The sequence below is a fragment of the Paenibacillus sp. JQZ6Y-1 genome, assembly GCF_040719145.1.
In the GTDB taxonomy this organism is placed as follows: domain Bacteria; phylum Bacillota; class Bacilli; order Paenibacillales; family Paenibacillaceae; genus Saccharibacillus; species Saccharibacillus kandeliae.
Genome location: NZ_JBFDUZ010000001.1, coordinates 2,954,121 through 2,977,914, shown reverse-complemented (window position 1 = coordinate 2,977,914; position 23,794 = coordinate 2,954,121). Strand labels below are relative to the sequence as shown.

The 23,794-nt window shown below is 48.0% G+C and carries 17 protein-coding genes; 13 read left to right on the top strand and 4 right to left on the bottom strand.

Annotated features, from left to right (window positions below; translation table 11 throughout):
• Positions 1–404: 404 nt before the first annotated feature.
• The 4 genes from ABXR35_RS12635 to ABXR35_RS12620 all read right to left on the bottom strand — a co-directional run bounded on the left by ABXR35_RS12635 (position 405) and on the right by ABXR35_RS12620 (position 10,829).
• On the bottom strand, positions 405–3,101 hold the full coding sequence (locus tag ABXR35_RS12635; protein WP_367060406.1) for a right-handed parallel beta-helix repeat-containing protein: 2,697 nt from the start codon (positions 3,099–3,101) through the stop codon (positions 405–407).
• 405 nt (positions 3,102–3,506) lie between these two features.
• Positions 3,507–5,759 carry a right-handed parallel beta-helix repeat-containing protein gene (locus tag ABXR35_RS12630; protein WP_367060403.1) on the bottom strand — a complete coding sequence of 751 codons (2,253 nt, stop codon included), beginning with the start codon at positions 5,757–5,759 and terminating at the stop codon, positions 3,507–3,509.
• 251 nt (positions 5,760–6,010) lie between these two features.
• On the bottom strand, positions 6,011–8,320 hold the full coding sequence (locus ABXR35_RS12625) for a right-handed parallel beta-helix repeat-containing protein (RefSeq protein ID WP_367060400.1): 2,310 nt from the start codon (positions 8,318–8,320) through the stop codon (positions 6,011–6,013).
• A 1,435-nt stretch (positions 8,321–9,755) separates the two neighbouring features.
• Positions 9,756–10,829, bottom strand: coding sequence for a M42 family metallopeptidase (locus ABXR35_RS12620; protein ID WP_367060397.1), 1,074 nt, complete (start codon positions 10,827–10,829; stop codon positions 9,756–9,758).
• Between the two features lie 328 nt (positions 10,830–11,157).
• Between ABXR35_RS12620 and ABXR35_RS12615 the strand changes: the two genes are divergently transcribed.
• The 13 genes from ABXR35_RS12615 to ABXR35_RS12555 all read left to right on the top strand — a co-directional run bounded on the left by ABXR35_RS12615 (position 11,158) and on the right by ABXR35_RS12555 (position 23,655).
• Positions 11,158–12,120: an AAA family ATPase gene (locus tag ABXR35_RS12615; RefSeq protein ID WP_367060394.1), complete on the top strand. Its 963-nt coding sequence runs from the start codon at positions 11,158–11,160 to the stop codon at positions 12,118–12,120.
• 4 nt (positions 12,121–12,124) lie between these two features.
• Positions 12,125–13,387 carry a DUF58 domain-containing protein gene (locus ABXR35_RS12610; RefSeq protein WP_367060391.1) on the top strand — a complete coding sequence of 421 codons (1,263 nt, stop codon included), beginning with the start codon at positions 12,125–12,127 and terminating at the stop codon, positions 13,385–13,387.
• Complete coding sequence (locus ABXR35_RS12605) at positions 13,387–15,609, top strand: transglutaminase TgpA family protein (protein ID WP_367060388.1); 2,223 nt, start codon at positions 13,387–13,389, stop codon at positions 15,607–15,609. The genes ABXR35_RS12610 and ABXR35_RS12605 overlap by 1 nt, the downstream gene beginning before the upstream one ends.
• A 162-nt stretch (positions 15,610–15,771) precedes the next feature.
• Positions 15,772–16,299: a YqeG family HAD IIIA-type phosphatase gene (locus ABXR35_RS12600; RefSeq protein ID WP_367060385.1), complete on the top strand. Its 528-nt coding sequence runs from the start codon at positions 15,772–15,774 to the stop codon at positions 16,297–16,299.
• Positions 16,296–17,423 (top strand): ribosome biogenesis GTPase YqeH, encoded by a 1,128-nt coding sequence (yqeH, locus tag ABXR35_RS12595; protein WP_367060382.1) that lies wholly within the window; start codon positions 16,296–16,298, stop codon positions 17,421–17,423. Before ABXR35_RS12600 ends, yqeH begins: the two co-directional genes overlap by 4 nt.
• A 29-nt stretch (positions 17,424–17,452) precedes the next feature.
• Positions 17,453–18,340 carry a shikimate dehydrogenase gene (gene aroE, locus ABXR35_RS12590; RefSeq protein ID WP_367060380.1) on the top strand — a complete coding sequence of 296 codons (888 nt, stop codon included), beginning with the start codon at positions 17,453–17,455 and terminating at the stop codon, positions 18,338–18,340.
• 16 nt (positions 18,341–18,356) lie between these two features.
• Positions 18,357–18,653, top strand: a complete 297-nt coding sequence (gene yhbY / locus ABXR35_RS12585) for a ribosome assembly RNA-binding protein YhbY (protein WP_367060377.1) — start codon at positions 18,357–18,359, stop codon at positions 18,651–18,653.
• 104 nt (positions 18,654–18,757) lie between these two features.
• Positions 18,758–19,351, top strand: coding sequence for a nicotinate-nucleotide adenylyltransferase (gene nadD, locus ABXR35_RS12580; protein WP_367060374.1), 594 nt, complete (start codon positions 18,758–18,760; stop codon positions 19,349–19,351).
• Positions 19,332–19,916, top strand: coding sequence for a bis(5'-nucleosyl)-tetraphosphatase (symmetrical) YqeK (gene yqeK, locus ABXR35_RS12575; protein ID WP_367060371.1), 585 nt, complete (start codon positions 19,332–19,334; stop codon positions 19,914–19,916). The genes nadD and yqeK overlap by 20 nt, the downstream gene beginning before the upstream one ends.
• Positions 19,917–20,264: a ribosome silencing factor gene (gene rsfS / locus ABXR35_RS12570; protein WP_367060368.1), complete on the top strand. Its 348-nt coding sequence runs from the start codon at positions 19,917–19,919 to the stop codon at positions 20,262–20,264.
• Positions 20,261–21,196 carry a CvfB family protein gene (locus ABXR35_RS12565; RefSeq protein ID WP_367060365.1) on the top strand — a complete coding sequence of 312 codons (936 nt, stop codon included), beginning with the start codon at positions 20,261–20,263 and terminating at the stop codon, positions 21,194–21,196. The genes rsfS and ABXR35_RS12565 overlap by 4 nt, the downstream gene beginning before the upstream one ends.
• A gap of 171 nt (positions 21,197–21,367) precedes the next feature.
• Positions 21,368–22,138 carry a class I SAM-dependent DNA methyltransferase gene (locus ABXR35_RS12560; protein ID WP_367061412.1) on the top strand — a complete coding sequence of 257 codons (771 nt, stop codon included), beginning with the start codon at positions 21,368–21,370 and terminating at the stop codon, positions 22,136–22,138.
• A gap of 377 nt (positions 22,139–22,515) precedes the next feature.
• Complete coding sequence (locus ABXR35_RS12555; RefSeq protein WP_367060362.1) at positions 22,516–23,655, top strand: diguanylate cyclase; 1,140 nt, start codon at positions 22,516–22,518, stop codon at positions 23,653–23,655.
• The last annotated feature ends 139 nt before the right edge of the window (positions 23,656–23,794 follow it).

The window sequence follows — 23,794 nt, the reverse complement described above, 5'->3', positions numbered from 1 at the left end:
ATTCCAACAAAAGCCAATCTCCGAATCACAATTTCACATAGTAGGTCATCAACCTATTCCATACATAAACCAGAAACCCATTTCAAAATCGCCTTACATTTAAAATCTTAACTTTAAGATAATTATATCATCTCATCATAGATTTGCAATAGTATTCAGCAAAATAATGAATAAAAGAAAGTAACTTTAAAAAACATCGAACTAAAACGATAAACGAACCTACCCTAGAAGTCAAATCCAGTCATTCCACTCATAATGAAAATCAAAAAAAGCGAGCAGCAACTCCCAATTGGAATCACTACTCGCTCTTGTTCTGCACGACGATTAGGTTTTGAACAGTATGCGTGTTTGCCTTATCTCTCCCTAAGGTACTTGAAGCAACCTAGTCGCATCATTCAGAAATGTTAGTGGTTTGATAAGCCGCCACTTTCCGCACGCGTAATGACCCGCGTCCGATAATCATCTTTCAGCAGCCCAATCTTCGGAAATACTTCATTCAGATCAGGAAACTTCGCCAGAACCTTGGTATTGTCTGTACGCAGATCCATTTTGCTGTAATCATAAAACTGTGCATCCGCCACGCTGCTGATGGAGTCATTGCCTTCCACCTTTACATCGCCCACCTTCGGAATCACAACGTCCGGTGTATTGACCAGCATATTGTTGGTCATGCGCGTACCGTTTGGATATTCGGGATGCCAGTCGGGATCAAGGATGCTATCCCACAGCGTATGGTCATAGCCGTACGTATCTTGCAGTACTTTACCATAGTTAGCCCACGGATTGCTGTCCGGGTTCATCTCGCGCAGTTGATCCGCAAAGATACTGTTGACACCATGACTCTTGCTATCGCCGCGCTGATCGACCTGAATCATATTGGAATCGACAACCAGATTGTTAGAAGCGATATTGTCATGCCCGTTGAGCAAAATGCCTTTGGTGGAGCCTTGTACGATATTGTACTTGTAATTGTCACCACTGTCCGCGCCATCGGAATAGAAGCCGTTGGAACGTTTATTGTGGTGAATGAAGTTGTAGCGCAGCACATTGCCATACGATGCCCAGTCCTGAGCAGTATAGAATGCACCGGTATCGCCTTCGATCAGCGACGTATTGTGTACCTCATTATATTCAAACGTCAGATTGTTGCTGTACACATACCGTACCGCATCCTTTGGCACATCATGCAGCAGGTTATGATCAAAGGTAATGCCGACCGATTCACGCACCAGCAGCGGCTCCAGATGCGTCAGCTCGCCTACATGATGAATATGGTTATTGGTCACTCTACTGTTGGCAGGAGTTAACGTTTTACGGTCGCCCGACTTGTTAATACTAATACCAAAGCCGCCGGTCTCGTAAATGTCATTGCTCTGGAACAGGTTATTGCTGCCGCCGACATCGAGAATACCGCCATTGCCCAGATTACGCAGCGTATTGCCAGCGATTGTAATATGATCGGCATCGTTCAGCTCAATCCCGTTGCCCATACTGCCTTCAAAGGTAAAGCCGATCAGCTGCACATGGGAGGCACCATTGAACGCTACGACCGGGTTTTCATTGTCGGCGATAATGATGTTCAGATCATCCAGATTTCCTTTTGGATAGTAATACAGCTTTTTATCTTTAAAATCGAGTGCCCACTCGCCCGGAACATCAATCTCATCCAAATAATTCAGCGCTTGCCATTCTTCGGTGCCTGAACCGATACGGTAAGGCGCACGGATTTTGGCAGTATAGGGAGTAGCATACGTATCGTCGCTAACGGATGATCCTTCATATACATCATCCTGTACAGACGAAGGCGCATACGCATCAGAAGTAACTGACGACTCACTCAGATCACGAACCGGAGAAGACGACTGATCGTCATACGTGACGGACGATACGTCCGCGCCTTTGTCCGTCAGTTTCACTGGTTCGGCATCTTGCGCATCCTGTTCAGCGCTGGACGGTTTTGTTTCCAGCAATGAATCGTCGCTTTGTTCTTCCTTCAGCGTCATGGATTGTGCCGCGCCGCCGTCCTTGTACACCAGATAGGATTTGCTGGATGTATCGTTATCGTGTAGCGCATCATCCTCGGAGGCTGCCGTCGTTTCTGTTGCTGCGGTTTCTTGGTTGACGGTCGGTGCACTGAGGCTGGAACGGTAATCTTCGACCGTCTTGCTCCATTTGGAGCCCATGCCGCCATCTGGCAGGTCCTTAAGTGTGATTACATGATGCTTGGTATCTATTTCCTGTACGGAGCTGGTGATTGGGCTCCAGACGGTACGCCAGAAGCCCTTCAAATACAGCGCATGTCCATCGTCTAGTGATTTTTGCCAGCGTTCAGCGCGGTTGGTGCCGTCCAAATCCAGCGTATCGGTCGTATCACCATTTTCAGGGATGCCGCCTTCGCCGTAATAGAAGGACTTCGCATCAGCCGAGCCATTGGCAGTCGTCCAGCCTTTACGGTGCTTATTGACCGATTCGCCGGGATTCGGCCATTGCGAGATCGGCTGACGCACACCATCGGCGATCAGATCAACAATGCCCCATTGCTCGGTAAAAGAAGTACCGCCGGAAAAGTGATGGATATGCTTTAAGCCTAGCTTTTGCACATCCAGCTGGTATAGATCATCCGCGTACACATTCGGATGGACACGTGCCACTGCATCTTTGCTTAGTGGTTCCCAGTCGGAAGGGGAGATGTGTACGCCGTTCGTCAGTGTTACCTGCTCACCCGGATAGGTGCGATAAATGATCGGTTTGTCGGCGGTACCAGAATCCTGATCCGTCAGTTCAAAGTTGGACATTTCGTATTCGCCTTCTTTGACCCAGACGGTAATGCCGCCTGTAGGGAGATCGCCATGTAAGGCACGAATGCTATCACGAGCTTGGGTCAAGGTTGCAAAAGGAGTGTCTTTGCTACCATCGCCGGAATTACTTCCAGAGGAGTCCACGTACAGGTTGAGACCTGTTTTGACGGTTGGCCCGCTGTCGAGTGTAACGACTTCGCGATTGTTCACCTGATCGGCTGACGCATAGGGGGCCGGGAATGCCAGCGTACTGCTTAGTGCTACCATCGCGGTTAACGATAGGAACGTTTTTAGCTTACTCATTTGTATGATTTCCCTCCATTCTCTGTGCATGCAGGTCGTCGGGTTCTATAATCCCGTCATGATGCAAGGTGGCCTTGCCGAATCCAGTAACGTAATATCACCTCCTTATTGGAATGATTGACATTGCCTTATCAATAATTACCAAAATTTTGAAATTACAAACCTATCTTAAAGTAATTTTTGTTAATTAGCAAAAAATAATTAAATATATAAATAAATGTAAAAATTATCTCATGAAATTAACTAATTGGTTTCTTTTTTGTAACTATTTCAGCATAGCTTGTAAAAGTATGTCAAGTCCAGACGACAAAAGGGCTACCAAGCTGCGGCAAAAGGTACAGTTAGCCGGACAGCATGATAGCCAATTTGTGTCTTGAAGACTATACATATCATATTGAAATACAGTTAATCGGTTGCATGGTTGCTAAGTCCATCATACTGGTTACGAGTGAGCGGCTCGACCCGATATTGATCCTTATACAACCCAATTTCGCTAATCACCTTGTTCAACGAAGGGAACTTTTTCAAAATGGTGCTGTTGTTGGTTCGCAGATCGAGATTGCTGTAATTATAAAATCCAGCGTTCTGAATACTCTGGATCGTGGCGTTGCCCGTAGCGGATACATCGCCTTTTTTCGGCAGCTTGATGCTCGTATTGCCGATGATCACATTGTTGTTCAGCTTGCTGCCATTTGGATATTGCGGATTCCATTTGCTGCTGAGTACATAATTCCACAGATTGCCTTTAAGCCCGTATTGTTTTCCTAACGCTTCGCCATATTCCTTCCATGCGCCAGTTGTTGGCTTGAAGCTGCGCAGCAGCTTGGCGTATGTGCTGTTTAGGCTGTAATCCAGCGAGGCAGAGCGGTCGTTGATTTCCATCGTATTGGCATTGATCAGCAGATTGCCTGTCGCTACATTATGATGTCCATTTTCAATAATAAATGCGCGCTTCGTATCTTGAATAATATTGTTCTGATACGTATTGCCGCTGCTGCCGCCATCCGCGTAAAAGCCGTTGGAGCGACGATTATGATGAATCATATTGTAGCGCAGCACATTGCTGTATGACGACCAATCCTGAGCGGTATACACTGCGCCTGTATCGCCTTCTACCAAACCAGTATTATGAATCTCGTTATATTCAAATAGCAGCTTGTTGCTGTACGTATACCGGATCGCATCCTTCGGTACATCATGCAGCAGATTGTGGTCGATACGCATGCCGACCGATTCGCGGATGATGAGCGGCTCCAGATGGACGAGAATGCCGGTATTGTAGATGTGATTGTTTGTAATGCGTGTATTGGACGATTGCAGCTTGTCACGGTTGCCCGCTTTGCTAACACTGATGCCAAAGCTGCCAGTATCGTATACATCGTTGCTTTGAATCAAATTGCTGCTGCCGCCAATATCGGTAATGCCGCCATTGCTCATATTGCGAATCGTTAGCCCAGCGAGTGTAATATGATTCGTATTTTGCATGGTGATACCGTTGCCCATGCCATTTTTCAGCTCAAAGCCGATAAATTTGAGATGCGATGCACCTTTGATATTGATGATCGGATCGGTATCGTCAGCGATCACGGTGGTGGACTGATTGAGCGGCTTGGAAGGATAATAGTAGATTTTGCCGTCTTTAAAATCCAACGCCCATTCGCCCGGTTGATCGACTTCCTCCAGCAGATTGAGCAGACGCCATTCCTCACTGCCATCACCTACCCGGTACGGATTGCTGCCTGACGATTCGTCGGCAGCGGCGCTGAATTTGGAGCCGATTCCGCCCGCTGGGGTTTGCGATAGATGCAGAGTGCGTGAGCCTTCCTCAATCTGCTTCAGTCGGATGGTGACTGGGCTCCATACGGTGCGCCAGAAGCCTTGCAAATACACATCATGCCCACTGGCAATTGCCTTTTGCCAGCGTACCATACGACCTTCACTACTGGTGTCGGTATTTTGCGATGGATCATAAAAGAATGAGCGTTCATTCAAAATACCCGATGCCACTGCCCAGCCATTGCGCAGACCAGCAGTTGCATCATTACGGTTCGGCCACTGCGAGATTGGCTGCATGGCATCGTTTACGATAAGCTGTAATATTCCCCATTTCTCGGTAAAATAATCGCCCCCAGTAAATCCGGTGCTGTTGCGGAAGCCGAGCTTGCGCACATCCAGCTGTACTAGCTGACTGGGGTTCACTGCCGGATTGACCCGACTGCGTGCTGCTGCATCCAGTGGCTGCCAATCCGATGGATTGACGGTTTTGCCATTGGTAAGGCTGACTTTCTCGCCTGCCATAGAGCGGTAAATGATCGGTGCGCTAGCGGTGCCGGAATCGTTGGCAGTCCATTCCAGCGTCGAACTGAGATTGTATTGCCCACCTTTGACCCAGACGGTTACACCGCCCTGTGGCAGTGGACGCTTCATCTGGCGAATATCGTTGCGCGCTGCCTCGATGGTAGTATACGGATGCTCCTTGCTGCCATTTTGCCCAGAGGCGTTAGCAGAGCCATTCACGTATAGATTGACGGGTGTATTGTGGTCGGGACCACTTTCCAGTGCGCCCTGACGGCTATCACCGAATCCCTGTCGCCATAAAGGAAAAAGCAGAAGCAATATCAGACCGGCTGAAAGTGCGGTGTAGCGAAGATTTTTCACCTCTGATGCCTGACCTCCCTTGAAGACCTTTTACAGTCAGTATAGGGAGGCTGGAACACAAGTGTCAATTTTTTGGAAGTTGTTAGGGCATGAAAGGTGGATAGAGGAGAGAAAGGATAACGCTTACAATAGAAGGTTTCGATATTATTTTATAAAAATGTAGATACAAAAAACCGGACTGGGGATGATCCAGTCCGGTGTAGCGCCCGACGCTGTGGGAATGCCGGGCTATATTTGATTTGAAGCAGGGATTAGTGGTTGGTCAGACCGCCAGTTTCTGCACGAGTGACGACACGAATGCGATACGTGTCTTGTTGCAGACCGATTTGTGGGAAGATGCTATTCAGGTTCGGGAACTTCGCCAGTACCTGTGCATTTTTGGAGCGCAGATCCATTTGGTTATAGTTGTAGAAGCTAGCATCTGCAACGTTATCCAGTACATTGTTGTCGCTGACATTGTAGTTACCATATTTAGGTTTGATGATGCTACCAACTTGAACCAGTGCGTTGTTGGTGATTGCCGAGCCATTGGAATACTCAGGGCGCCATGTTGGATTGAGAACGTCTGTCCACAGATTGTCGGTATATCCGTATTTTGCTTTCAGCTTGGCTGCATAGTCCAGCCACACGCCGGAAGTTGGATTTTTGGATGTGAGTGTTTCGGCAAATGTACTAGTTACACCATAGCTTCTCGATACGATATCCGAAATATCCTTAGTATCGCTACGGTTCTCGATACGTACGGTATTGGAAGCAATCACGACATTGTTTTTGGCAATATTGTGGTGACCGTTCAATTGCAGTGCGCGGTCGGAGCCTTGAATGATGTTGTTGTAATAGTTGTCACCTGCATCACTACCGTCTGCGTAGAAGCCGTTAGCACGGCGGTTGTGGTGAATGAAGTTGTAACGCAAATCATTACCATACGAAGACCAGTCTTGAGCGGTATAGAATGCACCAGTATCGGTTTCTTCCAGTGCTGTATTGTGCACTTCGTTAAATTCAAATGTCAGATTGTTGTTGCGCTCATAGCGAATCGCATCGCGCGGTACATCATGAATCAGGTTGTGATCGACCCAGATGCCGACGGAATCACGGATAACGATGCCTGCCAAATGGGCGTGTTCGCCAATATTGTGAATATGGTTGTTGCTGATGCGAGTGTTAGCGGCGGTCAGTTTCATCCGGTCGCCTTCATTACCGACGCTGATGCCGAAGCCGCCAGTATCGTAAATGTCATTGCTTTTGATCATATTGGAGTAGCCGCCAGTATCGATGATGCCGCCATTGCCTACGTTTAGGATCGTGTTCCCAGCGATGGTGATGTGATGGCTGTTCTGCATATCAATACCATTGGTCAGACTATCTTCTACATTGAAGCCTAAGAAGGAAACGTAAGAAGTGTTTGTCATTTTAACAACTGCGCTTGGTTTGTCGGCAATTTCGACGTTTTTGGTACTCATGTCTGTGCCGTCTTTTGGATAGTAGTACACCTTGCCATCTTGGAAGTCGAGTGCCCATTCGCCCGGCTGGTCAATTTCGTCAAGCAGGTTCAGTGCGCGCCATTCTTCTTTCCCGCTACCTACACGATAGACTGGATTGGAGCCGACGATTTGTTTACTGAATTTGTCGCCCATACCACCAGCTGGCATATCCAGCAAGGTGATGCTACCGTCGGAGGTGTTTACGCTTTTGACTTTGCTCATCACCGGAGCCCATGCTGTTCTCCAGAAGCCTTGCAAATACAGATCATGTCCAGCAGCAATACTGTTCTGCCAGCGTTGTGCACGATTGGTGCCATCTGCATTCAGTGCATCGTCAATCTCACCATCGGCAGGAATTCCATTCTCGCCATAATAAAAGGAACTAGCATCTGCGGAGCCGTTCGCTGTAGTCCAGCCACCACGTGTATTGCCAACTTCTTCATCAGCGTTTGGCCATTGGGAAACGGGTTGGCGTTCGTTGTTGACGATCAGGTCGATAATGCCCCATTTATCAGAGAAGGAAGTACCGCCTGGATACCCGTTGATGTTAGACAGACCGAGCGATTTCACATCCAGCTCGACCAGATTAGAAGCGTTGATTTTCGGATTGACACGTTTGGCTGCTGCGCTGTTCAATGGCTGCCAGAGGGAAGAATCAACGGATACGCCATTTGATAGAATCGCTTTTTCACCTGGATAGGTGCGATATACAATCGTTTTACCAGCCGAACCAGAATCGGAAGCATTCAGATCGAAGGTATAAGGGAATTTGTAAGTGCCGCCTTTCACCCATACGGTAATGCCGCCAGTAGGCAGTACTCCTTTTTTGGCGCGAATGGAATCGCGGGCTTGAGTCAGTGTTTTGAAAGGTGAATCTTTGCTGCCATCGCCACCAGTAGCAATGGAACCATCTACATATAGATTAAGGCCAGTATTGGTTGTAGTGCCACTGCTCAATGTCGTAATGACAGAGCCATTGGCAAGGCGATCAGCTTTTGCTGCTTGAGGGGACCAGATGGATCCTGCGACCAGCGTTCCCATCAGTAACAGGGTCGCGATAGATTTTGTACGAAACATTATAAAACTTCCTTTCTGAATGTGGTTTCCCTGATGCTATCTCTATTGTTTATATTCATTCTCCATTGATTGATATAAGGTAGGTCTAAATGCGATAGTTATTTTGTCGGATAAACGGCTCTAATTATTAATATTTATAGATAAAATTGGTTAATTAAAAACAAAATACGACGATTTTCGCAACAATTTATCCAATGAAGTCCGTGTGTTACACACTTTCTTAACATTTTAGTGAGATGTATAAAGAGTTGAAGTTATACAGCTAGCCCAATTGAGCAAAAAGACTTACCGATTCATAAGCGAACGAACAGGGAGTTTCGTGCTAAATAACTGGTAGATCTCTTTACCTACATCGGAGGTAAACCATCGTGGAAAAGCAGAAGATCATGCGAAAATAGTTCCTATTGTATATTCGTAAAGCGATAGAAGTGAGAAATATTAGGAAGGAATAAAAAGAAGAATAGAGCGTGTACAATCAAGTAGAAAGGTAAACACATGTTTACATGATGAATCTAGAAACAGATGACTGCCCGTACGCCGGGGATGGTTCCGGGCAGCAGAATGGGGGAGATATGACCTTTGTAAAAGAACCGGTTGTTCATTGCCGAGCGGCAGTAAAACGGAGAAAATGCCGGTTACATATATTGAAATGTGTGCGACGATCCATGATGTAATCAACTGAGATTGTCGCGATCCATGTAGCTTGCTGTGAAGGATAGTGTGGATACAATTCAGGAATGAGTGGGAAGATGAGAAGGTTTCCTTTCGATATGTTCAGTATAGTACACTTCCGTTTAGGTGATAACCGCCAGAAATTCTTATTTTATCCAGAGTAAAATTCATACATATCTGTAAAAATAGTAAGACCTATAGTCGGTAGTTCCTATTCACTAGAATCGTCTACCTGCCGAATTAGCATGGTAAGTGGATATTGTACATCCATTTTTAACAATGTTCACAAAACTTTTTCCAGCTGTGGCGCGTATATAGAGTGAATCTGCATTTCAGCAGGCTGGTATCTGTCGTGTGATGTTGGTTTCGTAGAGAAGCAAACCGTGCTATTTGATCACAGTTATGTTAAAATACAGAACTTCTTGTAGATGCTGGCATACTTCTGAGCAAAAGGTTACAAATTTTTAAAAAAATATTGCTCATGCCGCGTCATGACAGGATTAAAGCTCTGAATCGCCGGGTTATACATTAGTAACACACCAGGCAATCATGGTCTGTTACGGTGAATACTCCTTTTTGAAAGGGAGTATAGTTTCACAAAAAAGCAGCTATATGATTATTCAGCTTCATAAGTATAAAGAGAATAATAGATATAGCTGCTGGAGCAAGCGATTGTGCATTCGATATAAGGAAGCCTGTCCCCTCATTCGAGAGGTGTGTTTGCTTCTAATGAGGGATTCATGCGTCGATGGTCCCTTTTGGATCAGGCACGGTCGAGAATCGTCTGATAGGTGGACGTATTCATTCCTTTGACCAGTTCAATAAGTAGCTGTTTGGCAGCATCGTAATCGTCGGTATGAATAATGGAAGAAGATGTATGGATGTAACGCCCACAGATGCCGATGATGCTGGATGGAATACCGATTCCGCTCAGATGAACTTGACCTGCATCTGTACCACCCTGCGAAATGTAATACTGTACCGGAATCTGGTGAGTGCTCGCAGTATCCTGAATGTATTCCACCATACCACGATGGGTAAACATGGTCGGATCGTAGATACGTAGCAATGCCCCTTTGCCAAGATGACCAAACGCATTCCGGTCACCGGTCATATCGTTAGCGGCGCTGCAATCCAGTCCGAAAAAGATATCCGGTTGGATCAATTGGGTTGCTGTACGTGCGCCACGCAGCCCCAACTCCTCTTGTACGGTAGCTCCTGCATATACGGTTCCGCTGAAGTCATTACCTTGCAGTTCTTGAAGCAGCTCGATGGCTAGTCCGACGCCATACCGGTTGTCCCAAGCTTTGGCCATAATTTTCTTCGGATTTGCCAGTGGTGTGAACTCGCATACCGGAACGATTTGCAAGCCGGGACGAATACCCATAGCTTCCGCCTCGGCACGGTCATCCGCACCGATATCAATATACATCGACTTGATATCGACCGGTTTGTTACGCTGCTCTGGACTGAGCAGATGCGTCGGGGTAGAGCCAACCACCCCTTGAATGACACCATGATCAGTAATAATATCAAGTCGCTGTGCTAGAACGACCTGACTGAACCAGCCGCCGAGCGGTTGGAAGCGCACTAGCCCCTGGTCGGTAACTCCGGTTACCATAAAGCCCACTTCATCAAAATGACCGGCTACCATGATTTTTGGTCCGGTTTCTTTGCCCCGAAGCACGCCAAATAAGCTTCCAAGACGGTCCTGTACGAATTCGTCGGTGTAGGCGGACATTTGCTCCTTTACCCACAATCGCAATTCGCGTTCAAAGCCGGACACCGCCGGAAACTCAGTTAATTGTTTAAACAGGCGAAGCGTCTGTTCATCCATTACGATGCTCACTCCTTCAGATGGAATAACTCATCATAGTATGAACCCACTCCCTTTAAAAGTCCAACTGTTGGCCTAATGTACAAGGCAAGCTGTAACTATTTGAATTGCATGTAAAAGTGACTCTGCCTCATCCTTCATGTACAATATAATGGAGATTACACAGGAGTGCAGGGAACCAACACGCCGTTAGCAGACTGCTGCGGCATCATCATGAAGTGTACATTTATGCATCCGCACACCTATGTGTTAAAATCAGCACACATCATCCGCAAGGTTTGATGATACAACCTGGAATTATGAACCCGAGGTAGGAGGTTTTTGATATATGCCGGTACGTAAGGAATCCATGCAAGTCATATCGGACGTCAAATCCAATCTGGAAGCTTGCATATTAGGAAAATCATTTGAAATTGAATTGCTGCTGACTGCCCTGTTAGCTGGTGGTCATGTTCTGATTGAGGACGTGCCTGGCACAGGTAAGACGCAGATGATCAAGGCGCTCTCCAAATCGATGAGCGGACAGTACCGCCGCATTCAGTGCAATCCCGATTTGCTGCCGAGTGATATTACGGGTGTGTCCATTTTCCACCCGAAAGATGAGCAGTTTTATTTCCGTCCGGGTCCTGTAATGACCAATATTCTACTAGCGGACGAGATTAACCGTGCGACCACCAAGACGCAATCCGCTCTGCTGGAAGTGATGGAGGAGCGCAATGTTACAGTGGATGGCGAGACGCATCCACTGCCGCATCCATTCATGCTGTGCGCGACTCAGAATCCGATTGATTTTGAAGGAACGTATATGTTGCCGGAAGCGCAGCTGGATCGGTTTATGATGAAGATTACGATTGGATATCCTGACGAGCAAACCGAGAAAAATCTGCTCAAGCAGCAGGGCAATGTCAGTGGACATCCGGTGGATCATTTGCAGCCGGTGACGGATATGGAGAGCATCGCCGCTATTCAGCAGGAGATTCGCGCTGTGCATATGGACGACTCGGTGAGCGATTATCTGGTCAGTATTATTCGTGCGACGCGTGAGCATCGCTCTGTATTGCTTGGTGCCAGTCCACGGGCAACGCTGTCGTTTATGATGGCGGTCAAAGCGCATGCGCTTATTCATGAACGCGATTATGTATTGCCGGACGATGTGAAAAAGCTGGCGCCTTATGTGATTGCACACCGCATTCTGCCGCGTCCAGAAGCTCGTATGGAGCGCATGAGTGCGGAGCGGATCATGCAGCAGATTTTGGAGCAGATTACAGCTCCGGTATCGGTGGGGCAGTAATAATATGAGAGCCTTATTCTCGTATTTGCGGCTGAATCTGCAATGGCAACGTCAGCCATCCAAGCTATGGCTCGTTGTTATCGTCTGGATCGGTTGTCTGTTTTATGTCCTGTTTCAGGGTGGCAAAACCTCGATTATGCTATTTTCGATGGTTACACTGCTGTCGCTTTACTTGATTGGCGGTGGCTTTCGCGGCGTCGGACGCGCGCGGGGCAGCCGTCATTTGTCTATTGATGGTGAAGAGGGTGGTATTATCCATGCTGGCGATCAGGTGCAGGTGCGTCTGGATGTCAGCATTCCGGGCTTTTTGCCGTTGCCTTATGTGATCATCCGCGAGACATTGAAGCGTCATAACGGAGAATCGTGGTCTTTTGAAGAAAGTCTGATGCCCAGCATGAGAGGGCGCGGTGAGCTGTTATTTCAGACACCGCCACTGGAACGTGGACGTTACCGCTTTTATGGTACGGAGTGCATCAGTGAAGATATATTCGGTTTGCTGGAAAATCGGGGCAAATTCAATGCGCCGGGCGAGTTTCTTGTGTTGCCGCGCACTGTATTTGTGCCTTTTTGGGAAATGGGTTCTCGTCATTCACGGCTAGGCGGGCAACAGACGTCACAGCTGTTATCACGTCCCGAAACGAACCAGATTAACGGGGTGCGTGATTATGTGTATGGTGATCGGATTTCTCGGATTCACTGGAATGCGACGGCGCGCACGGGAATCTGGAAATCCAAAGAGTTTGAACATGAATCGTTGCCACGTACCGTGCTGGTGCTGGATGCGACGGCGGATCATTATGAGTCCGGCGAGCATTTTGAACTGGCGGTATCGGTGACATCCTCCATGCTGGAATATGGTATGCGTGAACGGATGGGCATGGGTCTGTTTACCATCGGTGCGCAAAATGAAGTGTTTATGCCATCCGATCATTCTGCGGATTGGCATCGCATGCAGATTCATCTGGTTGATATTAAGGCAGATGGACAACAGCCGCTGCTGGAAGGGCTGGAAAAAGGGGCGCGCAGCTTTCCTAATGGTTCGCTGTTTGTGCTCATTAGTCCGCTAACCGGCGAAAAGGCGTGGGAAGTGTTCCAGTTTGCTCGTATGCGCCAGATGACACCAGTACAATTGCTGGTGGAAAGCCAGAAACAAAGCGACAATCATTTTGCGAGGGAGTGGAATATGGATGCCAGCGCACGCGGGGCAGCCTGTTACCCGATTCATGATCTGGAGCAATTGCCGGTGGTGTTAGGGGGGAGAGCCTGATGAAGAAATGGTGGAGCGGAATTAGCAGCTCCTGGTACTACTCATTATGTCTGCTGTGGGTATTGATTATCGCCTATCAGTGGATTCAATATGCAGACAACATCTGGTACACCGAGACGACGATGCTAGTACTTGGTACGATGCTGGCTGTTGCCATTACCGATATTATTTTACCTGTTAGTGCTTGGTATCGACTGCTGGTGAAGCTGGTTGCTGTGATTGCGGTTGTCTATTATGCGGTGCATAGCTATGGTATTTTCACATGGACGGGCAGTAGTGGACTAGCTGACAATCTAGAAGAGTTTGTCGGTGCTCTGCGCTCATATATCTGGTTTATTGTAGCGGCTTGGGTGCTGCTAGAAGTATCGGCGCGTATCGGTACGTCACGGCGCGCGATTATTATGTTCGTCGGGACGAACATTGTGGCGCTAGCGATACTGGATTCGTTTACCGCCACCCCGCTCTGGCAAGAGGTCGCTTGGGTAGTCTTTGCCGGTATGGGCTGGCTGGTCAGCAATCATTTTCGGTATTTTCAGGAGCGGTTTCCTAAGGGCTGGCGTCATTTGCGTCGGTATCCGCTAAAAATTATGTTCAATATCGCCGTGATCTTTTCGATCATTCTGCTGGCAGGTGTGAATATGCCAGAGGTGCAGCCGACGCTAAAAGACCCGTATACCGCATGGAAAAACTGGCGCGGCGAATCGGTGATTACCGTTAATGGCAGTAATCCGATGGATGGACAAGGTGCTTCCTCCGGTTACAGCCGTGAGGATTCCAATCTGGGCGGCGGCTTTAACTTTGACTATACACCGGTCATGAACATTAGCACGACTAGTCGTAGTTATTGGCGCGGAGAGACGCGACTTGCCTATTCCGGTACAGGCTGGATCGATCGTTCCAGTAATAGCTGGCGTGATCTGGATGCGGTGCAGGCTGGCGAAAATCTGTCGATGGACGATCAGCCAACTGATGCGGAGACTCGTACTGTCAAGCAGCAGGTCAAAATGCTGAGCGACCAGAATACGACGTATCCGGTGCTGTTTGGTGCCTATACGATTGCGCGGATTGATAGCGTCAACGGTGGGAATGATACCGACCAGCTCGACTGGCGCAGCAATTCTGGTGAGATTCATTGGAGCCGGACGCGTCAAAATCGGAATTTCCCAGAATCGTATTCCTTAGTGTCCCGCGTACCTGTCGTACCGGTGAAGGAGTTGGAGAACAAAACGTACGGTGAGCTATATGATGGACGCTCACTGGAACCGTATTTGCAAATGCCGACTGATTTCCCGCAGCGAGTTAAAGATCTGGCAAAAGATGTAACCGCATCGGCGGATACGCCTTATCGTAAGATTGAACTGCTGCAATCGTATTTGAAAAACAACTACACGTACACGAACAATCCTGATCTTTCCCGCAAAAAAAGCAGTGATTTTGTGGACAGCTTCTTATTTGAAGTGAAAGAAGGGTATTGCGATTATTACTCCACAGCGATGGTCATGATGGCACGCTCGCTGGATATTCCGGCACGTTGGGTCAAAGGCTATGCACCGGGTCAAGCATCTGGTTATGTGACCAGTGACTATTTCCCGAATGGCGCGACTGAGTATACTGTCACTAACGCAGATGCTCACTCTTGGGCGGAAATTTATTTTGCTGGATATGGATGGATTCCGGTAGAAGCAACACCGGGCTTCGATATGCCGCTACTGACTGAAACGGTGCAAACACCAGCTCAGGAAGAACAAACACCGCAGGCGCAGGAGCCAGAGCAAACACCAGAAGAGGAAACGGCGGACACACCTGTACAAGCGAACGAGGCAACCGTACCACCAGCAGTTATCTGGACAGCAAGCTTGTTGGTTGCTGCATGGTTTGGATTCTTAGCTTTCCGTTATCGTCGTCAACTCAAAGCAGCGTATATCAAAATGCGCTACGGCGAGCCGCAAACCGCCCAGCAACAAATATTGGCGGAGGCGAAGCGCTGGCTGTCGTGGATGAAGCGCCACGGAATGGATCGCGAATCGCATGAAACGCTACGCGAATCGGTTTCCCGCTGGAGTGAAATGAAGCCGGAGGTAGCGCCGCTGCTAGATTCACTGTTACAGCTGTTTGAGCGGGCGAAGTATAGTCCAGAAGTTGTTGGTGAGCAGGAATATGAACAAATGAAGCAATATATACACGATTTACGAAAAATATGGCGCAACTCGACTGCAAAGTAGTATAATGAAGATTGTGTCTGTACGATGTGCTGCACCGCTTGGCGCAGCAGGGAATAAAACTTGCATAAGCTTTGAAATAGCGCCGCTTTTGCGGCGTTTCTTTTTGTCAGAGTGGTTAAATTTATGGTATAGTTTGTCGTATGAAATCGAGGTGAATAAAGCTTGTTTGAAATGCTGATTCCAAAATTACATGTAAATACGGTATTCGATATTGATCTGGAAACGTTGTATGCGCAAGGGTATCGGGGAATCATTACCGATCTGGACAATACCTTGGTCGGTGCACGTGCACCGGAAGCAACACCAGAATTGATCGAGTGGTTCGCCAAAGTCAAGAAATATGGCTTCGAACTGATTATCGTTTCCAACAATAATATGAACAGGGTTTCCCTGTTTGCGACTCCGCTGGATATCAAGTTTGTGCACGCTGCCCGCAAACCGTCTAATGCACCATTCCGCAAAGCGATGAAATTGATGAACTGCCGCGATGATCAAACAATTGTGGTGGGTGATCAATTGCTGACGGATGTGTATGGCGGCAACCGGCTGGGCTTATTCACCGTTCTGGTGCTGCCGATCGCGTTGGATGAGGAAGGCTGGCGTACGCGGTTCAATCGTCAGGTGGAACGGCTGGCACGGCAAAGACTTCGTAAAAAAGGCCGATGGGCCGAGGAGGAACGCAATAAATGACAGAACAAAGCGGCTTGACCGCTGGAAGCAAATGCAGTGGATGCGGAATCCAGTTGCAAATGGAATCACCGGAACAACCGGGGTATATCCCGGCACAGGCATTGGAGCGTACACCGCTGCTATGTCAACGCTGTTTCCGTATACGCAATTATAATGAATCGTCGACGGTAACGGTCGATCAGAGCGAATTCTTGCGCTTGCTCAGCCAAGTGGGTGACAAGGACGCGCTGGTGATCCATATTGTCGACCTGTTCGATTTTCACGGTAGCGTGATCTCGGGCTTGCAACGCTTCGTCGGTAATAACCCAGTCATTCTGGCTGTAAACAAAACCGACCTGCTGCCGAAGGTAACCAACTGGAACAAGATCCGCAATTGGGTGCAAAAGGAAGCCAAGGAGCTTGGACTGAAAGTTGAGGACATCATTCTGTGCAGTGCAAAGCAAAACACCGGATTTGACCGTTTGCTGGAAGTGGTCGGATCTTTGCGTGGCAATCGTGATGTGTATGTGGTCGGCGCAACCAATGTCGGCAAATCGACATTGATCAACCGCCTGATCTCGGATTACAGCGATCTGGAAGAAGAATTGACCGTATCGCGTTATCCGGGTACGACACTGGATACGGTAAATATTCCGCTGGACGATGGACATGCCATTATCGATACACCGGGTATCGTTTACGAAACCCGTTATACCGAATTGGTGAACAAAAAGGATCTAGCGGCGATTATGCCAGACAAACCGCTCAAGCCAGCAGTATATCAGCTGAACGAAGGTCAATCGCTATTTTTCGGAGCGATGGCACGTTTTGACTATATCGAGGGCGGACGTCAATCCTTTACGTTCTATATCAATAACCGCTTGCATATCCACCGCACCAAGTTGGAGCGCGCGGATGAGCTGTTTGCACAGCATGGCGGTGAAATGCTGGCTCCACCGACCCGTGAGCATCTGGCAGAGCTACCTGCTTGGACGCGCCATGAGCTGCGCATTCCAAAAGGCAAGCCGACGGATGTGTTCATTTCCGGTCTTGGCTGGGTCAAAGTAAACGGCGAACAGGGCGCACTGGTGGCGGTTCATCTGCCAAAAGGCGTCAAGGTAATCATGCGTCCATCGCTGATCTGAATGAATATCTGATTCAGGAGGAGAACAAGATGACTGGACCTACAGAACATGTGCATATTCACGCTCCACTATTGCTGGGTGTGATCGGCGATCCAATCGCCCATTCCAAATCACCAGCTATGCATAATATTGCATTGGAAGCCGCTGGGCTGCCGGGCATGTACGTCCCGCTGCACGTGAAGCCGGAGAATCTGGCAGAAGCGGTAACAGGTGCGCGTGCGCTTGGTTTTAGCGGCTTCAATGTGACGATTCCGCACAAAGTAGAAATTATGAAGCTGCTGGATGAACTGGATGAGTCTGCGATTAGCTGCGGTGCAGTGAATACGGTCGTCATTCGTGACGGTATTACCATCGGCTATAACACAGATGGCATCGGTTATGTACGCTCGCTCAAGGAAGAAGTAGGCGAATTGAACGGCAAAAAAGTCGTCGTACTCGGTGCAGGCGGCGCTGCACGTGGCATCGTCTATGCTCTGCTCAAGGAGCATGTATCCGACGTCGTTATCATCAATCGGACTCGCGAGCGTGCGGATGAGCTGGTTTCCATTCTGGCAGACAAAGCGGGGAGCACGCATTTGTCCTCGGCTGCACAGGAAGAACTGGAATCCATCCTCTCTTCCGCCGATATACTCATTAACACAACATCGATTGGTATGCACCCAGATTTGGATGCGACACCAGTCGATGCAGCGCTTGTACCAGAAGGCATGATCGTCAGCGATCTGATCTACAATCCGCTGGAAACACGACTGCTGCGGGAAGCCAAGGCGCGTGGTTGTACAACTGTTGGTGGACTAGGCATGTTTATTTATCAAGGGGCGTATGCCTTTGAATATTGGACTGGTGTGCAAGCGCCGGTATCTCTCATGCACAGCGCAGTATTGGAAGCGCTGAATCATGAACACAATCCGTTATAAACCAAAGGGGATTTTTATGTTAACTGGAAAACAAAAACGTTATCTGCGTAGTCAAGCGCATCATCTGGACCCGATTTTCCAAATCGGTAAAGGCGGCATGAACGAAGGTATCATCCGTCACGTTGTTGATGCAATCGAGACGCGCGAATTGATGAAGGTATCCGTACTGAACAACTGTCTGGAAGAGCCGAAGCAGCTGGCAGAAGAGCTGGCTCAAGGCGCAGAAGCTGAGCTGGTACAGGTCATCGGACGTACAATTATTTTGTACAAAGAATCGAAGGAACACAAACAAATCGAACTGCCGCGCGCGTAAGCAACAGGTGCATCGTTGTTCTACTAAACGATACACAACTGGTATAGCATATTGCGTAACGGTGTCATGATCTATTTGATTACAAACGATTCGGTGGTGGGTTCATGAAAGTCGGTATTATGGGGGGCACCTTTGATCCGGTGCATATCGGGCATATGCTGGCGGCGGAAGCGGCGCTGGATGGCTGTGGATTGGACGAGGTTTGGTTCATGCCATCGCATATTCCCCCGCACAAACACGCTGCCGGAGCAACCGGCGAACAGCGTTTGGAGATGGTGCAGCGTGCCATTGGCAGCAATCCATCCTTCCATACGCTGGATATCGAACTGGAGCGCGGCGGTGTCTCCTATACGATTGAGACGATTCGCGAGCTGCAACAGCGGTATACAGAGCATGAATTTTACTTCATCATTGGCGCGGATATGGTTAATTATTTGACTGAATGGCATGGCATTGAGGAACTGGCACAACGACTGACCTTTATCGGGGTTGGACGGCCGGGCTCGGTGATCAACAAGGATAATATGCCGGCGTATTTGCAGCCGCGTGTGATCTTGGTGAATATGCCACAGGTGGATATTTCCTCTACGGATATTCGCGAACGACTGGTTGAAGGCAAAACGGTTCGTTATATGGTCCACGATCATGTCTATGATTATATTAAGGGGAGCGGAGTGTATGAAGCTGACACGCGATGAACTCATTCAATCGGTGTCTGCCCGGATGCCGGAGAAACGCTGGCGTCATACGGAAGGCGTGATGCATTCGGCTATACTGCTTGCCAAGCGGTATGGAGCAGACCCGGAAAAGGCGGAAATCGCTGCCATTCTGCACGATGTCGCCAAATATTGGCCGACCGAGCAGCAGGAGCAAGTGCTGCGCGACAAGGCTTTGAACGATGAATTGCTGCTGTATGACAAGCCACTTTGGCATGCCGAGATTGGCGCATATGTAGCAGAACAGGAATACGGTATTACGGATGAAGAGATATTGAACGCGATTCGATATCATACATCTGGCAGAGTCGGTATGACGCTGCTGGATAAGGTGATCTGTCTCGCGGATTATATTGAACCCGGACGCGACTTCCCCGGCGTGGATCATATCCGACATCTGTCGGAGGTCAGTCTGGAAGCGGCGCTGGTAGCTGGTTTTGATTCAACAATCCATCTGCTGCTGGCGCGTCGTCAGGTCATTTATCCGTTAACAATGTTGTCCAGAAACGATCTGGTCAAACAACTTGAATTGGAGGGAGATCTTTAAATGGCATTAAATCCAGAAGAATTGCTGCAACTCACTGTAGGTGCAGCCGAAAGTATAAAAGCTCATGATCTGGTCGCATTGGACCTGAGAGGAATTTCACTGGTGGCGGACTATTTTGTGATCTGTCACGGTAACTCGGATACACAAGTGCAATCCATCGCTGCGGAAGTTCGTAAACGCGCGCATGATGCGGATGTTACCATTCGCGGCATGGAAGGCGTAAACGCGGCACGTTGGGTACTGATTGACTTGGGCGATGTAGTTGTTCACATTTTCCATCGCGATGAGCGCGAATATTACAATATCGAACGTCTGTGGTCAGACGCCAAAGTGGTGGAAAAAGTATGAGTTTTGAGGCAGGCAATCGAATCGCGCTGAATATTGGGCGCGAAGTCTCACCGTACGGTTTCTTTCTGACCGATGGCGAAGAAGAAGTGCTGATGCACTATAGCGAAATCGTAGGTAAGATCAAAATCGGCGATACCGTGGAAGTATTTATTTTCCATGATACCGAAGATCGTCTTGCCGCTACGATGAAAAAGCCGCTGCTGACACTAGGCGAGATTGGTAAACTAAAAATTGCTGATCTGCATCCACGTCTCGGTGCTTTTCTGGAAATGGGTCTTGGTCGTCAGCTGCTGCTGCCGATGAGCGAATTGCCAGAAAAACCGGAGCTGCGTCCGCAAGTAGGCGATGAAGTATACGTGGTGATGCAGCATGACCGTCAAGGTCGTCTGCTTGCTCGTCTGGCAGGCGAAGAGGAATTTAGCGAGCTGGTATTTCATGCGCCGACAACTTGGATGAATGAGTGGGTCGATGCGCTGGTGTACAAGCCACTGCAAATGGGTACCTTCGTACTGATCGATGGCGGTGTGCTTGGCTTTGGCGCACTCGGTCTGATTCACCAAAATGAGCGTAGCCGTATGCTGCGTCTTGGTGAAAAAGTACAGGTACGTGTCACGCAAGTACGCGAGGACGGACGACTCAATTTGTCGATGCTGCAACGTAAGGAAATCGGTCGTGATCAGGATGCTGAGCGTCTGATGGCGTTTATGAATGATCGTGCCGACAAAGCGATGCCGTACTCAGACCGTACGCCACCGGATGTGATTAAGCAGCGCTTCGGGATTAGCAAAGCAGCCTTCAAACGCGCACTAGGTAAGCTGATGAAGGAAGGCGTCGTCGTGCAGGATCAGAACTGGACACGTATTGCCGAGCATGCAGCACCTTCAACAAATGATAACAAACCGGATGGCGAAACCGGCGATCCGGCACAATAACTAAACCGGCAATACGGATGTCATGAACCGGCGCAAACTAGTACAACGATAGAAAGGCTCGAACCGTAGCATGCGGCTCTTGCCTTTCTGTTTTTGTATGAATGCAAATGATGGAAGAGCATGTGCAGGTAGAAGGGCAGTACCGCAGGACGGGAATAGGAAGGACGTTGAATCGTGTCATACCGCAAGTTTGCCTATGTATATGATGAATTGATGGATGATATGCCGTATCCAGAATGGCTGCGCTTCGTGCGCGAAGTATGGGACAAATACGGAATGCCGCGTCAAGTAGCAGAGCTGGGCTGCGGCACCGGCAGTATTACCATTCCACTTGTGAATGCTGGGTTTCGCATGACTGGTATTGATTTGTCATCAGATATGTTATCCGTAGCACGAGATAAGATGGAATCGACGCCGCAGGGACATCGTCTATTTCAGGATGGTCAGGTGCAATGGGTATGTCAAAATATGACCGAATGGATGCTACCAGAACCAGTGGATAGTGTAATTTCGTTTTGCGATTGCATCAACTATGTGACAGAGCCGGAGGATATCGTACGAACCTTCCAATCGACATATAACGGTCTGAAGCCGGGAGGTACATTTGTATTTGATGTGCATCATCCCAATACCTTGCGTCGATATGATGCGGAGCAGCCGTTTATGCTGGATGATCGTCATATTTCTTATTTGTGGACATGTGAATATGATACCCAGCGAACAGAGATCGAACATCATCTGACCATCTTCGCCCAATCTGGCGAACAGAAAAATATGTATGAGCGTTTTGAGGAAGTGCATGTGCAGCGTTCCTACGAGCAGGAATGGCTGACAACTGAGCTGTACAAAACTGGCTTTCGCGATGTGAAATGCTTTGCTGATTTTACATGGAATGAGCCAGGGGATGAAGCGGCACGATTGTTTTTTGTAGCTGTGAAATAAAATTGTTAGACAGATTGCGGTCGTGTATAGTCTTCTCGCCAGAGTACAGTAGATTATCGTGATACTACTCTATTGAAAATACTAGGATCTGCCGAAATATATAGTATTCTACTCTAACAGGCTAGAGTTTTGGCTTCACTTGAGTGTGTGAAATGGAAAGAAATATGTAGAAGCTCTGTATACGGGGCTTCTTCCTATTGGATTGGCTTGGTTTGAAGTCGTAATTATGTATAGAACTGGAAATCTGCAAACAAGGTACATACAACAATACACTCTGTATAAATATTTGTCGAAACATGAACATGGTAAAGGACAAGCATGAGGTATAATACAGGCACCACATCCCTATTCATTACAAACTACAGTGAGGGCATAGCATGCAAACCATAATTCAAACGCTATTTAATAATCTGACGTTTCTAACCACCTTTTTGTTTTTTAGTAATCTATTTTTGAAATTTTTTGGGCAGAGAATGGGACGCAAAAGCAATTGGCTATTGCCTATTCTGTTTGGTTTGCTTGCAGGTGGTGTCGGCATTACGATGATGATGTTTTTCTCCATTCGGTTTCATAGCGGATCGAATACGATTATCGTCGACTTCCGACAGCTTGCGATTATGATTTCCTTTTATTACGGTGGTGGCTGGAGTGGTTTGATCTCGGCAGTGATGATTGGGATTTACCGTTTATTTGCTGGAGAAACGATACAATTCAGTTCATGGATTGGACTTTGTAATATTATGTTTACGTATGTACTGACGGCCATCTGTATGAAGCGTGCTCGCAAGGTTTCGCTCAAAATCTGGATGCGTACACTTATTGGTACAGTATGTATTTATTTGATTGCGGTAACGATTGTGAATGCGTTTAGTCATGCGTATGTACTGCATGCGTTCTACGGTGTATTTTATATGCTAGCTGGATTATTTGCGTATTATGTTATCAAATATATGCAGAGCGCCGACGAGACGCTGGTTAAAATGCGGGAGGCAGCCAATCACGATTTTTTGACCAAGCTGTACAATCCGCGTTCGTTTGACCGTTTATTCCGTTCGACGGCAGAGGAAGCGGAAGAGAATGGTTCGTCCTTTGCGTTGCTGGTGCTCGATATTGATCATTTTAAAAGGGTCAATGACCAATATGGTCATCTCAATGGCGATGTGGTACTCGTGCAGATTGCTCAGTTGCTTAGTGAAACCATTCGGAAAACGGACTTCTGTGCACGTAAGGGTGGCGAGGAGTTTGCTGCGATCCTGACACCATGTACGATTGAGGAAGCGTTGGATATTGCTGAACGGGTACGGAAGCGCATTGAGGAGCATCTATTCGTACTAGAGGAAGGGCAGGAGATTGCCTTGACCGTTTCGATCGGGGTGAGCGCTTATCCGCAGCTGTCGGCAGAACGTTTATTTTACGAAGCAGATCAAGCATTGTATCAAGCCAAAGAAACCGGACGCAATCGTATCTGTGTAGCGGAATCCAATACTTCACAGGTGGATATACCTGCGCACGTCTAATACTAGATAGTATCCAGAGTGAAGCGAATGCAGCTGTAACGTTGTACCACCTGTAAAGGAGGAGACGGAATTTTGACCTTACAGGGAAGGCAATCGGGCAGCAGATGTATACTGGATGATTATGATAGGTATGTAGTAT